Genomic DNA, 14664 nt, shown 5'->3' with positions numbered 1-14664 from the left:
CCCCAGGCCACGCTGACTTCGGTGGCGAGGTTGAGCGCGGAATCTCGATGGTCGATGGTGTGGTCTTGCTCGTCGATGCTGCCGAAGGCCCATTGCCGCAGACTCGCTTCGTGTTGACTAAAGCCTTGGAAGCCAAGCTTCCTGTGATCATCGCCGTCAACAAGACTGATCGCCCGGATGCTCGCATTGACGAAGTCGTTCAGGAATCCCAGGATCTGTTGCTCGAGATTGCCGCAGGGCTGGAAGACGAGGACGCTGCGGCTGCGGCCGAAGAATTGCTGGAACTGCCGGTACTCTACGCTTCGGGCCGTGAAGGTAAGGCGTCGACCGAGGATCCGGGTGATGGCAACGTTCCAGATTCGGACGATCTGCAGCCGCTTTTCGACGTCATCTATGATGTGTTGCCAGAGCCATCCGCCAACGTTGATGGTCCGTTGCAAGCACACGTGACCAACCTTGACTCCTCAGACTTCTTAGGGCGTCTGGCCCTACTGCGCGTGTACGCAGGCAAGATCATCAAAGGACAGCAAGTTGCCTGGATTCATTACGACGAAGAGGGCAACCAGAAGATCAGTAACGTCAAAGTTGCTGAATTGCTGCGCACCGAAGGCTTTGAGCGTCAACCGGCGAAAGAAGCCATCGCCGGCGATATCGTTGCAATTTCAGGTATTCCAGAAATTATGATTGGCGATACGGTTGCTGATACCGAAGAGCCAAAGGCTTTGCCGCGCATCGCCGTCGACGAGCCAGCAATTTCGATGACCATCGGAGTGAACACCTCGCCTTTGGCTGGCCGTGGTGGCGGTGACAAGATGACCGCACGCCTGCTGAAAAACCGTTTGGATCAAGAGCTGATCGGTAACGTTTCCTTGCGCGTTCTGCCTACTGAGAAGCCAGATGCTTGGGAAGTGCAAGGCCGCGGTGAAATGGCGTTGTCGGTGTTGATTGAATCGATGCGACGTGAAGGCTTTGAGCTGACAGTCGGCAAGCCAGAAGTTGTCACCCAGACGATTGATGGACAGTTGCATGAGCCATACGAGATCATCACCATCGATGTGCCAAGCGAGTTCCAGGGTGCAGTAACTCAGTTGCTTGCTGGCCGCAAGGGGCAAATGCAATCCATGGATATTAAGGAAGGCGACTGGGTTCGTATGGTCTTCCGTATCCCAGCTCGTGGCCTGATTGGCTTCCGCACGCAGTTCATGACTGAAACCCGTGGTACGGGTATCGCTAACTCGATGTCTGATGGCATGGACGTATGGGCAGGACAGATTAAGTCGCGCCCGACCGGATCGTTGGTTGCTGACCGCTCCGGTAAGATCACCCAGTTCGCTTTGATGTCGCTGGCTGATCGCGGCAACTTCTTCGTAGAACCAGGCGCAGAAGCCTATGAAGGCATGGTCGTTGGCGCAAATAACCGTGATGAAGATATGGACATCAACATCACCAAGGAAAAGAAGCTAACCAACATGCGTGCGGCTTCAGCTGATACGACCGTGACCTTGGCTAAAGCGAAGACGCTGTCGTTGGAAGAAGCACTGGAATTCTGTGGCAACGATGAGTGCGTCGAGGTCGCACCAGAGGTTTTGCGTGTGCGCAAGGTAGAGCTCAACGCTTCCGAACGTCGCCGTGCAGCTTCCCGCGCGAAAAACCAGAAGTAGCTCACCAACCGACCTTGGCGTCTTTTATGAAAACTCGACGACGCGCAGTCGCTGTTGCATTGGTGGCTGTGTGCGGCCTGCTGGCTTCATGTGTGGCTAATCCCGGTCCGCCACCGATTGAGACTGGCCAGGAAGCTGAGTCGAGCGCAGCTGACGTTGCTGGTGCCCATGGGCGCTCCGGTGACGGTCACTCTGCTGAGCCTGAGGACGCGGCTCAGGCGAACCGACCGGGCGAAGTTAACGGACGTAAGGTTAGTCCGCACTCTGCGTCCAAGGTCGGGGTGGGCATTGACCCGATACATTTTGGTTTGAACCCGCATGTGCAAGCTAACCAACAAGCCGTCGTCGATGATATTGCGGCGTTGGTGCTGCCTTCGGCTTTTCGTGGTGATGAAATCACCGAGCTTTTAGAATCGGCAGAAGAGATCCCAGTGCCTGAAGCCGCTGGGGCTCAGGCCAGTGATTTAGGTGCTGCTAGCGATTTTGCGGATGTCGCTGACACTCCTGTAGTGCAGCGAGTGCGTTATACCATCGCACCGCAGGCGCAATGGTCGGATGGCACCCCCATCACCGGAGAAGATTTTATCTATCTTTGGGACAAAATGATCACCACACCAGGGGTCGTAGGGGCAGCGGGATATTTCGCGATTTCGGAGATCTCCAGCTCTGCAGGAGGACGCATTGTAGATGTGGATTTCTCGCAGCGAGTCGCTGACTGGCAGGGCCTATTCCGATATTTGCTGCCCGCACACTTGATGAACACCCCGTTTGCCAGTGCCCGCGAACTGCCAGCTGGGGCAGGACGCTATCAAATAGATAGCATTGATTGGGGTCGGGGAAAAGTGACTTTGCATCGCAACGATCGCTATTGGGGTGCAGACCCAGCGTCTATCGACGTCGTGGAATTGACTGAAATTCGTAGTCCTGCGCAGGGGCTTGATTTGCTGCGCTCTGGTCAACTTTCGTTCGCGGATATCACCCCGCAAGAAACCACGTTCGCAGCGTATAGTGCACTGCCGGGCACTGAGGTATTTCGCTTCAATACGCCCCGCCAACTGCGCATTGATCTCACGACGCGATCATCTATTTTTGCCAGTCCCGAAGCCCGTGCAGAATTCATGTCGTCATTGAATATTCCTGAACTCGCTGTCTTTGCTTCGGGTCGACGCACGGATGTACGGATTCCAGGATTTTCCGACGATGCTGCACAGGCGGTGGGTAGTGCTTCGGTGTCAACACCGCAATCCACGGCACCGCAGGGCTCGACGAACAATGACGAGATTTCGAATGAAAACGATGTTGCATTGTTGGACACAGAAACCTCTGCTGCACGTCCATTGCGTATTGCGGCAGATCCAGCAGATACTGTTGCCAGTGCAGCTGCTGCTTTCCTGGTGGACCGGATGGTTACGCTCGGTGTGCATGCAGAAGTCGTCGCAGATGGTTTTGCAACAATTAGTTCCGACTTGGTTCCCGCAGGCGAAGTTGATGCTGTGATCAGCTGGGATGATACTACTTCGTCGGCTCTTGCTATCGCCGATGATCTGCTGTGCCGCGCTCCTGAATCAAGCACAGCACAGGCTAGTTGGCTTCCGCATTGCCTGCCTAATCATGCTGATCTGTGGACCGAAGTATTGAGCGGCGAGATTGACCAGGCAGGTGGACAACAGCTCGTCGAGAACTTGCGTGAAGAACACGCCCTATTCGTGCCCCTGATCGATGAGCGACGAATCCGCGCTCTTGGCCGCGGTATCATCGGACCGAACGAGGGACTGGAAACGTGGCCTGCGGGATTAAAAACAGTGCCACAGTGGAAATTGACGGGCAAAGACGCTATGACAAACGTGCCGGAATAGTTTTTCGGCTTGCAGCTTCAGCAATCGTATTCAGCGCTGGGGCTGGACGGTTTAGCTGAGAAGTTACGCGACTCAATCTCAATCTAGCGCCTAATTTGGAAGGTAGATGCAATGAAAGTACTGGCAGTCCACGCCCACCCGGATGATGAATCAATCTGGACCGGGGGAGCTTTAACCCGGTTTGCTCGACAAGGCGCCCAAGTCACGGTGCTGACATGCACAGGCGGTGAAGAGGGCGAAATTATTGGACGGGAGGAAATCGTCGCTGATTTGGCAGAGTTCCGCCAGGCAGAATTAGACAAAGCGTTGGCGGTGTTGCAGGTTCGCGGGTTAAACCTTAGTTTTCGTGACTCTGGGATGGCAGGCTCTGCTGCTTCACAACACCCGGGGGCTTTGGTTAATAATGTGTCAGCCGCAGCCTCTGCCATCGAAAACCACTTGCGTGCGGAACAGCCCGACCTGGTGATTACCTACGGCCCGGATGGTGGTTACGGGCATCCCGACCACATTGCTGCCCATGAGGCCACGCATCAGGCGCTTTCGCGAGTGCACGCTGGTGGCATCGATCCTGAACTATGGTGGACAGTGCTTTATCGTCCTGCTGTGGTTGAGGGGCAACAGCAATTTGTGTTGCCAGAAGGTTGGCAGTGGCCCAGCCAAGAATATTTATTCAATGGTACAGACGAGTTCGCAGATATTGGTTTGGTGCTTGACGACGACGAAAGCACGGCTAAACGAGAGGCAATGGCGGCCCATGCCACGCAGGTGTGGATCGCCGATGGTCGGACGTCGAGAGTTAACCCGCAAGCGGTGCAGACTGAATATGACGATACGTTGGTAGGCGTCTACGCCCTATCGAATTTGTATGCCTACCCGATTTCTCGCACAGAGCACTACCAGGTGCCCTTCGGGCTTGGGGAACATGCACGTGCACAAGAAATCCAGTTTTCCAACACTACGAATGCCGCCGAATAGTGGTAATGAGGCAACATCACCGTGGGCGTAGCGTATACCCGAACTGATTTTAGCCGCGGCGAGGTGATAGGTGCGCTGGTGTGGCTTAGTATTTTCGCTGCCGCCGCTGCAGTTTTTTGTCTGCAGTATCTGCCCGCTACCATCGAGCTAAAGGTGACGAGCCTACCGTGGACTATCCCAATGGCCTTCGGTGGGTGCTCGGTTTTGGTGAAAACCGCCACGTTATGGTCGCAGAACTACCTCATTCAGGTCATACCAGCGGTAGTCTGGTTGGGTGTAGTTGCACTGATGTTGCCCACGTCAGCTGCGTTCGCGTCCGTGGTGGGTTTGGTGTGCGCCGTCCTCGCAGGAGCAGCGTGGGCGGTCATCGCCAGCCGGAAAAGAAACCATCGTGCCGCACAGCGAAAGTAAATAGGAGAGCCCATGACTTATATCATTGCCCAGCCATGCGTCGATGTGATGGACCGTGCATGTGTAGAAGAGTGCCCAGTGGATTGTATCTATGAGGGCAAACGCATGCTTTATATTCATCCAGATGAGTGCGTTGACTGTGGCGCCTGCGAGCCAGCTTGCCCTGTCGAAGCTATTTTCTATGAAGACGATACCCCTGATGAGTGGGAAGAATATTACGACGCGAATGTCGGTTTCTTCGATGATCTGGGATCGCCAGGTGGGGCAGCAGGACTTGGCGTGCAAGATTTCGATCATCCGATGATTGCTGCATTGCCACCACAAAACCAGGACGTAGAAACCTAAACCGCCGAATAAACACGGTCGAACGAATACGGCCGATTAAACGAGGACACAATGTTGCGCACACCTCCGCTCCCGGATTTCCCATGGGATAGCCTAGAAACAGCGAAGAAGACGGCCGAAGAGCATGCCGACGGCATCGTTAATCTTTCCGTCGGCACGCCGGTTGACCCTGTCGCACCAGGTATTCAGCTGGCTTTGGCTGAATCTGGTGCAGCGCCTGGGTATCCACAGACTGCTGGAACTTCGGAGCTACGGGAAGCGATAGCCTCTGCGCTGCAGCGACGCTATCGAATGCAAGCGTCGGCTGATGCGGTGTTGCCTGTAGTTGGTACGAAGGAAGCCATTGCCTGGTTGCCGACGTTGCTGGGTGCGAAATCGGTGGTGATCCCAGAGCTGGCCTATCCCACTTACGAGGTTTCTGCGCGTTTAGCCGGGGCGAATATTTTGCGTGCAGATTCTTTGACGCAAATTGGACCTGGGCGGCCTGATCTGCTTTACATCAACAGTCCGTCGAACCCGACCGGCAAAGTATTAGGCATTGAGCATTTGCGCAAAGTTGTTGGCTGGGCGCAATCGCGTGGGGTCATCGTAGCCTCCGATGAGTGCTACTTGGGCTTAGGCTGGCAAGGCGAAAACGAAGCCGAGCCACTGTCCATCTTGGATCCGCGCGTGTGCGACGGCGATACCACGAATCTTCTAGCGATTCATTCGCTATCGAAAACTTCAAATCTAGCTTCTTATCGTGCCGGCTACTTCGCCGGTGACCCGGAGATCGTCAACGCTTTGTTGCAGGCACGAAAGCATGCTGGGCTGATTGTTCCAGGACCAATCCAAGCGGCCATGGTGGCGGCGTTGGAAGACGACGCCCACGAACTGGAACAAAAGCAGCGCTATGCTGCACGACGTGCGGCGCTCCTCGGGGCAGTGTTGGATGCTGGTTTCCGGGTGGATAACTCAGAAGCCGGGTTGTATTTGTGGGCAACGCGTGATGAACCATGTCGTGACAGTGTTGACTGGTTTGCTCGCCGGGGGATTCTTGTTGCGCCAGGGGAATTCTACGGCCCGAAAGGTAAAAACCACGTGCGAATTTCGTTGACGGAAACCGACGAACGTGTTGCTGCTGCAGTGACGCGACTGCGGGAAAACCAGTAGCCGCAGGGGCTACGGGATATTGCTTGGCTAGTTGGCGAAAGGGACCGTGTGGCAGAAGCTTCCTCGAAGATGGTACAGGCACTAGCGAACCTGCGTCAGTTCATCCAATTTGGCGTGGTGGGTGGGTCTGGCGTGATTGTGAACCTGACCGTAGTGTATATCTGCAAGAAGTTTGCAGAAGTGGTTTTTGCGTTAAACGAACGAGAAGTGTTTCTGCCACTGTTCAGTACTGATTACAATATTCGCTGGTACAACGTCTTCACGGTACTGGCATTCATTGTGGCGAATATTTGGAATTACCAGCTTAATCGTGCGTGGACTTTTAAAGATGCGTCCTCGGTAGGCTGGTTTCGTGGGCTGGTGCCATTCATGCTGACAGGGCTCGGTGCACTGGTTGTTTCACAGATTGTTCTAGTGCTGCTGATGAACCCTGGATCGCCGATTGCGTTACCGGAGGATGTCTTCGATGATTCAACTGGCCTGCGCACAAAATTTTATTGGGCGAGTGCGATTTCGATCTTGGTGTCGATGCCGGTGAATTTTTTGATTAATAAATTCTGGACTTTCCGAAAAAGCCCGAAGGGGAGCCGCGTGGTTTACGACTCCCCAGCATCGTAGCTCGCTTGGCTTGCTGCCGGTGATTGTTACCAGCAGTGTGGCCTAAGCGGCTGCGTAAGCGGCCACGGGGCTTTAGTTTTTGTGCAGTTCCTCATTGAGCTGCACAGCAGAAGCTTTCCATTCGGTGGCTTCTACCGAGCCAGAAACCGAATTGCGGCGGTACAAAATGCCGCTGGCACCGCTAAGCGCACTTGCTTTGACTGTCGATCCCTTGGAGACACCAATGGCTTCTGCCACGGAACCGAATACTGTGAGTTTGGTTCCGCCGGTGATGTACAAGCCCGCCTCGACTACGCAATCATCACCCAGAGAGATACCGATTCCGGCGTTGGCGCCGAGAAGGCAGCGCTTGCCGACAGAGATGACTTCTTTACCGCCACCGGATAGGGTGCCCATGATGGAAGCACCACCACCGACGTCGGAGCCATCATCGACGACAACACCAGCAGAAATGCGTCCTTCGACCATTCCAGAGCCGAGCGTACCGGCATTGAAGTTCACGAAACCTTCGTGCATGACTGTGGTGCCTTCTGCCAGGTAAGCGCCGAGACGGACACGGTCGGCATCGCCGATGCGCACGCCAGAAGGTACGACATAGTCAACCATGCGTGGGAACTTGTCGACTGAATAGACGGTGACTGGGCCTCGGCTTGCCAAACGTCCACGTACCATTTGGAAGTCTTCCACGGCGCAAGGGCCGTAGTTCGTCCATACTACGTTCGCCAGCAGACCGAATAAGCCCTCGAGGTTTTGTTCGTGGGGCTTGACCAAACGGTGCGAAAGCAGGTGCAGGCGCAGGTAAGCGTCGTAGGTATCTTGTGGTGCCTGGTCTAAGTCGGCAATGTCGGTGCGTACGGCGATGCGCGCAACTCCACGCTCTTCATCTGGGCCAACCAGGTCTGCGAATTGCTGTGGAACGTCATCCAATTTGCTGGTGGTGCTGTTAGTGACGGATTCTCCGAGCTTAGGGGCTGGGAACCAGACGTCGAGAACAGTGCCATCGTGTGTGACGGTTGCGAGTCCGCGTGCCGATGCTGAAGTCATAGAAAAGCTATTACCTATCCTGTTTCGGGTACTGTCGTTGTTCGCGATTAATCATTAAAGACTAATCCTAATGACAGGCCACACCGCGACTGTGAATCAAGTTGTGATTCAAGTTACGTATGTGACTGGCCTATGCTGCTCCGAGCATACCCGAAATGGTCGACGTTTATTGTGCTGCAGTGATTATTGCTTGACGACGTTCGACAAGCCTTTGCGTTTCCTGTTTTGGCCCACGAAAACTGAGGCGATCAACAGGACTATCAACAGTGCGCCGACTGCGGTGAGCTGTCCACGGGAACCGGGATCAGTCAACATCAGTACGATGATGCCCGCTAGCGCCGCTAACGAAATATAGGCATCCCATGGATAAAAGCCAGATTTCAGCTCCGCCAATTCGCCTTTTCGCTGCATGACTGGATGCAACTTCAAATACGACAGGATGGTGAGGATCCAAATCACAAGCAGGCAGCCGCCGACGGCGTTGAACAAGAAAGCCAACAGTCCTGGTGGATTCCACCACTGCAGTGCCACCGAACCGAAGGCGAAGATTACGGACAAGATGACCGCATTTTGGGGTGAGCCGGCGTTGTTGGTCTTGGAGAACACCGCTGGGGCGTTTCCATCGCGGCTCATGTTGAACACCAGGCGTGAGGTGGCGTAGATCTGTGCGTTGAACGCTGAAAGCAACGCGATGACGATGATCAGTTCCATGAAGCCCGCGGCACCAGGGATATTAGCTAGGGCGAGGATCTGGGTAAAAGGAGATTCAGCAGCGACATCGGCATCTTGAATGGAATCAAAGGGCAACAGCAGCGTGATGACGAGGACTGAGCCAATGTAGAAGAACAAGATACGGAAAATGATGGCGTTGACCGCGGTTTTTACGTTTTTCGCTGGATCTTCGGACTCTGCAGCGGCGATGGTTACCAGCTCGATGCCGCCGAAGGCGAAAGCGACTGCCAATAACCCAGCTGCGATACCGGAAATTCCGTTAGGAGCAAAGTTTTCGATGAATTCGCCCGGGTTAGCGCCGTCCGCACCCGGCCACAAGCCAAAGATCATCAGCAGGCCAATGCCGATGAACCCGACGATGACAGCGATTTTGATGATCGCGAACCAGAACTCGAATTCGCCGAAACCGCGCACATTCGCGAAATTCACCAAGGCGAAAAATACCACCACTAGCAATGCTGGGAAGACGGGAGGGATGCCAAACCACGCGGCAATGATGGCTGAAGCGCCGGTAATTTCGGCGCCCATGACCATGACCAGCATGAACCAATAGATCCAGCCGTTGGTAAAACGTGCCCAGTTACCGAATGCCATTCCGGCAAACGTTGAAAAAGAGCCCAGTGTTGGGCGAGCAGCTGCCATTTCGCCCAGCATGCGCATGATCAGGGTGACCAAGATTCCGGCGACGATATAGGAGAGCAAAACCGAGGTACCGGAAATTTGGACGCCGAGCCCTACCCCCAGAAATAGGCCGGCTCCGACGGCAGAGCCCAAGCCCATCATCGTCAGGTGACGAGTTTTCATCAGGTTTGCGCCCTGTTTTTTCGCTGAGGACGCCCCAGCTTGCGGTTGCGTCATGACTTACGCCTTTCTTTCTCCCGTGAAGCCAGTAGTTTTCTGACCGATTCTTTCGCAGAATACACAAAACACTAGTCCAGAATGTTTTCCGGATCACGTTGTGGGGCAAGAAATAGATGGTGTAATCGAGGGTGAGCCGTGGCAGCGTTATTTTGACGAAAGTACTCAGCTATTCCGACGAAACTACTCAGTCTGGGCGCGGTAGGCTGGGGCACTGTGAGTACCCCACAGCCTGGAAAAGATCCACAAACCGAAACTGAAGCAACCGAACACGAAAAATCCAAGTTTACAGCGAGCCAGTCCGCTGCGACGCACGCACTGGATTTTTTGAGCGACCCGATTTCGTTAACGGCGGCCCTGGTCGATATTGAATCACCGTCGCATCACGAAAAAGATATCGCTGATGCGATCGAGGACGCCCTGCGTCGAGTGCGCCAAGATGCCGCTGCGGATTTCACCATCCAGCGCTTTAATAACACTGTGTGCGCGAAAACCAATGCGGGCTTTGACACTCGGGTAGTTTTAGCAGGCCACGTTGATACTGTTCCGCTTGCCGATAACGTTCCGCACCGCATGTTGGAAAGTGCTAACGGCGAAGAGATCATGCATGGCTGCGGAACCACTGATATGAAATCCGGTCTTGCCGTTTATCTGCACGTGTTTTCGCAGCTGGTGCACTCCGGCAAGTTATCCTGTGATCTGACCATGATCGCCTATGAAGGCGAAGAGGTAGCGACTCGTTACAACGGTTTGTATCACCTGCAGCGTGATAACCCAGAATGGCTAGCAGGAGATCTCGCACTACTCGGTGAGCCTTCCGGCGGCATCATCGAAGCCGGTTGTCAGGGTACATTGCGCTTGAAAATAAGTGCCACCGGCCAGCGAGCTCATTCGGCCCGCTCGTGGTTGGGCTCGAATGCTGCGCACACCCTTGCACCCGTGATGGTGAAGGTTGCGGATTATCAGGCCCGCGAAGTGGTTATCGACGGTTGTACCTACCGGGAAGGCCTCAACATCGTGCATCTGGAATCCGGAGTGGCAACGAACACTATCCCGGATGATGCATGGATGTTCGTGAACTTTCGCTTTGCACCGGATCGTAGTGAAGCCGAAGCTTTGCAGCATGTGCTGCATGCCTTGGGGTTGAATGAGCTTGCCGACGACGCGCCCCTGCACGTGGAAGTCGACGATAGTGCCGGTGCTGCGATGCCGGGACTCGGTGCGCCCGTCGCCAAGCGTCTTCTCGAGGCAGTCGGTGGCAACTTCCGGGCGAAACTTGGTTGGACTGATGTATCCCGATTCAGCGCGTTAGGAGTACCGGCGGTGAATTTCGGCTGTGGTGATCCCGGCTATGCGCACAAACCGAATGAACAATGTCCGACCGCGCAGATTACCCAAGTAGCACAACAGCTTATTGACTACCTCGAGAACAAGGACTTATCTTCCTAATATGGTTGCAGCAACTCCCAACGACGCGACTGCACACGACGCGACTGCACACGAGGCGACTTCTCCTGACACGAATACTTCTGGTGTGTCAGCACGCACCACGAAGACGCAGCAGAATGTAGATGGATCCACGCGTGGCGGATCATCGCCCCATGAGGTCAATATGCGCGGGCCGGTGATCACCCGGAATGAGGACCGCTCCCAATCGACCTATGACCGTCGGCTACTTGAACGCAGCGCTGATCATGACTGGATGCACGCTGACCCATGGCGAATTCTGCGTATTCAAGGTGAATTTGTCGCTGGATTTGATGCCTTGGCGAAACTGCCGAAAGCAGTGACCGTCTTCGGCTCGGCCCGCATCCCGCAAGGTGACAAGTACTACCAGCTAGGCGAGCAGCTGGCTGCCAAACTCGTCGAACGGGACTACGCCGTGATTACCGGTGGTGGGCCAGGTTTGATGGAAGCCGCGAACAAAGGAGCTTTTGAAGCCGGTGGTCGCTCTGTCGGACTCGGTATCGAGTTGCCTTTCGAACAGCAACTCAACGATTACATTGGCCTGGGCATTCATTTTCGTTATTTCTTTGCCCGCAAAACGATGTTTTTGAAGTATTCTCAGGGTTTCGTGTGCCTGCCGGGCGGGCTTGGCACCCTGGATGAATTGTTTGAAGTTTTGTGCATGGTGCAGACGAAAAAAGTCACCAGCTTTCCGATCGTGCTCGTCGGAACCGAATTCTGGGAAGGCCTGGTGGATTGGCTGCAACAACGTCTGGTTGCCGAAGGAATGATTTCGCAATCAGACATGGATTTGTTCATTCTGACCGATGACGTTGACGAGGCCGTTGAACACATTTTGCAGGTGCACGAACGTATTGCCGAGGCAGAAAACTAATGCCTGAAATCATGGCGATTATTAATCGCACTCCCGACTCGTTTTATGACAAAGGCGCGACCTTCGCAGAAGACTCAGCGCTCGCCCGTGCCGCCCAAGCCATCTCCGATGGTGCCAGCATTATCGATGTTGGTGGCGTGAAAGCCGGCCCGGGCGATGAAGTAGATAGCGCCGAAGAAATCGACCGCGTTATCCCAACGATTGCCGCCGTCGCCGAACGCTACCCGGAGATCACCATATCTGTTGATACGTGGCGTGCCGATGTCGCCGAAGCCGCCATCGCAGCCGGTGCAGGATTGATCAACGACACTTGGGCCGGTTACGAACCTGAGCTCGTCGAGGTTGCGGGTGCACACCGCGTCGGCTACGTGTGTTCGCATACCGGGGTTAACACTCCACGTACTCGTCCACACCGGGTGCATTACGACGACGTCGTCGCTGATGTGGTCACACAATGCACCGCCTTGGCTGAACGTGCCGTCAGTTGTGGGGTACCAGCAGACAAAGTCTTTATCGATCCCACCCACGATTTTGGCAAAAACACTTTCCATGGGCTGGAGCTGCTGCGCCGATGCGACGAGCTTGTCGCTACCGGCTGGCCCGTTCTGATGGCTTTATCTAATAAGGATTTCATCGGCGAAACACTCCAACGCGCACCACGTGACCGGGTCGTAGGAACTTTGGCAGCTACTGCTTGGGCAGCCGCCCGTGGGGTCGCTGCGTTTCGCGTGCATGAAGTCGCTGAAACCTTAGACGTCATCAAGATGACAGAAGCGATCGCCGGGTGGCGTGCACCCGAAAACACCATTCGCGGGCTGTTATGAGCCACGGCCCTACGCTTGCTGGTGCGGGATTTTTAAATCGCGTCAGCGTGGTCATTCCCGCATTGAATGAAGAAGCCACCGTAGCTGAGGTGGTCACCTCGATCGCTACGGAAAACCCTGGCGAGATCATCGTGATCGATGCTGACTCCACCGATGCCACTGCACAGCTCGCGCGAGATGCTGGTGCGCGAGTCGTGAATTGGCGGGATGCCGCGCCGGGGCGAAAGGTTGCGACGCGCGAGGGCAAGGGCGAATCCCTCTGGCGTGGGGTAGCAGAAGCGCGTAACGACTTCGTGGTCTTCGTCGACGCGGACTTGGTGGAGCCCCCGGCGGGGCTTGTGCGTACCCTAGCGCAGCCGCTTGCCGACGACGACAATCTCGCGTTGGTGAAACCCATTTATCAACGTGGATTTCGGGGCGCAAACACTGGTGGCGGCCGTGTGACGGAGCTAACCGCTAAGCCGCTGTTGCGGATATTCTTTCCTGAGCTGGCACATGTTGCTCAGCCGTTGGGCGGGGAATACGCGGTTCGCCGATCCGCTGCACTGCAGCTTCCGTTTGTTGGGGGCTTCGGAGTCGAAGCAGGTTTGTTGATCGATGTGGCCCGCACTTTTGGAGTATCTGCGATTGCCCAGGTAGCCCTCGGTACTCGGCACCATAGGAATAAACCTCTTCATGAGCTCTCGTCGATGGCAGATATTGTCGCTGCGACCATTATTCACCGTGCTGGTGCGGCTCCCGAACTGTCGGCGGTGCATGCGGAAACGCCGGATTTGGCCACACCTGAGCTTGCCGACGAGCATCCGACAAGGGTGAGCGAGCGCGATAGCTTGCAAGAATACGGGATCACTTAGGCGCTTAGGCGTGAACAAGAATTTTTCAAAGGAGTAAATCAGTGGCGATGTTTCTATCGTGGATTTTTCTTCTCATCATCATCGCGGTGGTCGTTGTGATCGGAGTCGTGCTTTGGTCCAAACTATTCGGTGTAGATGATGCCGCAGCGCGACCAGGCACCGCTGCGGGTTTTGCCGATACTGCGGAAGCCGCCCGGCACGAGAATGAAAGCCAGATTGCGGTGGCTAACCGCCAGGCGGTTGCAGAGGGAGTGTTGGACAGGGTTGAATTTTCTGTAGTTCCGCGTGGTTATCGGCCAGATCAGGTTGATGCTGTGCTCGCGGAATGTCAGGTAGAAATTGCGCGCTTGCGCAGCCAGCGCCATTCCACAGACTAGACTGAAGCTATGCTTGCTGAGGTAATTGATCTACTCGCTGACCCCGACGATGGCACCCCGTTGCACGCAGAGGATGATGGCCGTCGTTTAGTTTCTGCTTCAGGCCACAGCTTTGACGTCGCCAAGCAGGGCTATGTCAGCTTGATTGCTGGTGCAGGCCGCCGTCATGAAGGAGACAGCGCGGACATGATTCGCGCGCGGGAGACGTTTTTATCAGGTGGTCATTTCGCGCCATTTGTTGAGGCGGTAACCGCGGCGATCGTGGAAGCAACAGAGTCCTTAACTGAGGACGGTACTGAGGCGGGATCTGCTGGACCGGTCATCATTGAATCTGGTGCTGGTACTGGTTATTATTTGTCCCATACGTTAGACAGCATCGCTGGTGCCCGGGGGATTGGATTGGATATTTCCACTCCAGCGGCGAAGCAATTGGCGAAATGCCACCCGAAGGTGGGGGCTGTGGTTGCGGATGTATGGCAGCGGTTGCCGATTGTTAGTGACTGTGCCGACGCGTTATCGGTAGTGTTTGCACCTCGCAACATGGCTGAGTTTGCCCGGGTGCTCAAGCCATCTGGTCAGCTCGTGGTGTTAACTCCCGATGTTGGGCACTTGGACG

The 14664-nt window shown here is 55.2% G+C and carries 14 protein-coding genes; 12 read left to right on the top strand and 2 right to left on the bottom strand.

Annotated elements, in window-relative coordinates; genetic code table 11:
* From RCH87_RS07590 to RCH87_RS07565, 6 genes are all read left to right on the top strand, one after another.
* A partial coding sequence (locus RCH87_RS07590; protein ID WP_306516108.1) for a GTP-binding protein occupies positions 1-1661 on the top strand: 1661 nt, incomplete at its 5' end.
* Positions 1662-1687: 26 nt separating this feature from the next.
* Positions 1688-3517: an ABC transporter substrate-binding protein gene (locus RCH87_RS07585; protein WP_306516107.1), complete on the top strand. Its 1830-nt coding sequence runs from the start codon at positions 1688-1690 to the stop codon at positions 3515-3517.
* A gap of 111 nt (positions 3518-3628) precedes the next feature.
* The gene (locus RCH87_RS07580; protein WP_306516106.1) at positions 3629-4492 is read left to right on the top strand and encodes a PIG-L family deacetylase; all 864 of its coding nucleotides are present in this window, start codon (positions 3629-3631) and stop codon (positions 4490-4492) included.
* 423 nt (positions 4493-4915) lie between these two features.
* Entirely contained in the window at positions 4916-5248 is a 333-nt protein-coding gene (fdxA, locus tag RCH87_RS07575; protein ID WP_306516105.1) for a ferredoxin, read from the top strand.
* Positions 5249-5299: 51 nt separating this feature from the next.
* Positions 5300-6400, top strand: coding sequence for a succinyldiaminopimelate transaminase (dapC, locus tag RCH87_RS07570; protein WP_306516104.1), 1101 nt, complete (start codon positions 5300-5302; stop codon positions 6398-6400).
* Between the two features lie 69 nt (positions 6401-6469).
* Positions 6470-7018 carry a GtrA family protein gene (locus RCH87_RS07565; RefSeq protein WP_306516114.1) on the top strand — a complete coding sequence of 183 codons (549 nt, stop codon included), beginning with the start codon at positions 6470-6472 and terminating at the stop codon, positions 7016-7018.
* Between the two features lie 72 nt (positions 7019-7090).
* Here the strand turns inward: RCH87_RS07565 and dapD are convergent, their stop codons facing one another.
* Both dapD and RCH87_RS07555 read right to left on the bottom strand, forming a co-directional pair.
* The gene (dapD, locus tag RCH87_RS07560; RefSeq protein WP_306516103.1) at positions 7091-8062 is read right to left on the bottom strand and encodes a 2,3,4,5-tetrahydropyridine-2,6-dicarboxylate N-succinyltransferase; all 972 of its coding nucleotides are present in this window, start codon (positions 8060-8062) and stop codon (positions 7091-7093) included.
* A 183-nt stretch (positions 8063-8245) separates the two neighbouring features.
* Complete coding sequence (locus RCH87_RS07555) at positions 8246-9652, bottom strand: amino acid permease (RefSeq protein ID WP_306516102.1); 1407 nt, start codon at positions 9650-9652, stop codon at positions 8246-8248.
* A gap of 318 nt (positions 9653-9970) precedes the next feature.
* Between RCH87_RS07555 and dapE the strand changes: the two genes are divergently transcribed.
* The 6 genes from dapE to RCH87_RS07525 form a co-directional block, all read left to right on the top strand.
* A complete protein-coding gene (gene dapE, locus RCH87_RS07550) occupies positions 9971-11101 on the top strand; it encodes a succinyl-diaminopimelate desuccinylase (protein ID WP_306516112.1) in 1131 nt (376 codons plus the stop codon).
* A 163-nt stretch (positions 11102-11264) separates the two neighbouring features.
* Complete coding sequence (locus tag RCH87_RS07545; RefSeq protein ID WP_306516111.1) at positions 11265-11993, top strand: TIGR00730 family Rossman fold protein; 729 nt, start codon at positions 11265-11267, stop codon at positions 11991-11993.
* Positions 11993-12817, top strand: a complete 825-nt coding sequence (gene folP, locus RCH87_RS07540; protein WP_306516101.1) for a dihydropteroate synthase — start codon at positions 11993-11995, stop codon at positions 12815-12817. Before RCH87_RS07545 ends, folP begins: the two co-directional genes overlap by 1 nt.
* A complete protein-coding gene (locus tag RCH87_RS07535) occupies positions 12814-13671 on the top strand; it encodes a glucosyl-3-phosphoglycerate synthase (protein WP_306516100.1) in 858 nt (285 codons plus the stop codon). The genes folP and RCH87_RS07535 overlap by 4 nt, the downstream gene beginning before the upstream one ends.
* Before the next feature lie 47 nt (positions 13672-13718).
* A complete protein-coding gene (locus RCH87_RS07530) occupies positions 13719-14048 on the top strand; it encodes a DivIVA domain-containing protein (RefSeq protein ID WP_306516109.1) in 330 nt (109 codons plus the stop codon).
* 9 nt (positions 14049-14057) lie between these two features.
* The coding region (locus RCH87_RS07525) for a methyltransferase domain-containing protein (protein WP_306516099.1) at positions 14058-14664 on the top strand (607 nt) is incomplete at its 3' end.

The sequence above is a fragment of the Corynebacterium sp. genome, from assembly GCF_030826625.1.
Taxonomy (GTDB): Bacteria; Actinomycetota; Actinomycetes; order Mycobacteriales; family Mycobacteriaceae; genus Corynebacterium.
Note: the sequence above shows the minus strand (reverse complement) of the source record. Positions and strands in the feature narration are given on the sequence as shown.

Bases quoted from the DNA above. Each gene is read 5' to 3' on its own strand.
- RCH87_RS07585 (WP_306516107.1), top strand. From the start codon at position 1,688: ATGAAAACTCGACGACGCGCAGTCGCTGTTGCATTGGTGGCTGTGTGC.
- RCH87_RS07580 (WP_306516106.1), top strand. From the start codon at position 3,629: ATGAAAGTACTGGCAGTCCACGCCCACCCGGATGATGAATCAATCTGG.
- fdxA (WP_306516105.1), top strand. From the start codon at position 4,916: ATGACTTATATCATTGCCCAGCCATGCGTCGATGTGATGGACCGTGCA.
- dapC (WP_306516104.1), top strand. From the start codon at position 5,300: ATGTTGCGCACACCTCCGCTCCCGGATTTCCCATGGGATAGCCTAGAA.
- RCH87_RS07565 (WP_306516114.1), top strand. From the start codon at position 6,470: ATGGTACAGGCACTAGCGAACCTGCGTCAGTTCATCCAATTTGGCGTG.
- dapD (WP_306516103.1), bottom strand. From the start codon at position 8,062: ATGACTTCAGCATCGGCACGCGGACTCGCAACCGTCACACACGATGGC.
- RCH87_RS07555 (WP_306516102.1), bottom strand. From the start codon at position 9,652: ATGACGCAACCGCAAGCTGGGGCGTCCTCAGCGAAAAAACAGGGCGCA.
- RCH87_RS07545 (WP_306516111.1), top strand. From the start codon at position 11,265: ATGCGCGGGCCGGTGATCACCCGGAATGAGGACCGCTCCCAATCGACC.
- folP (WP_306516101.1), top strand. From the start codon at position 11,993: ATGCCTGAAATCATGGCGATTATTAATCGCACTCCCGACTCGTTTTAT.
- RCH87_RS07535 (WP_306516100.1), top strand. From the start codon at position 12,814: ATGAGCCACGGCCCTACGCTTGCTGGTGCGGGATTTTTAAATCGCGTC.
- RCH87_RS07530 (WP_306516109.1), top strand. From the start codon at position 13,719: ATGTTTCTATCGTGGATTTTTCTTCTCATCATCATCGCGGTGGTCGTT.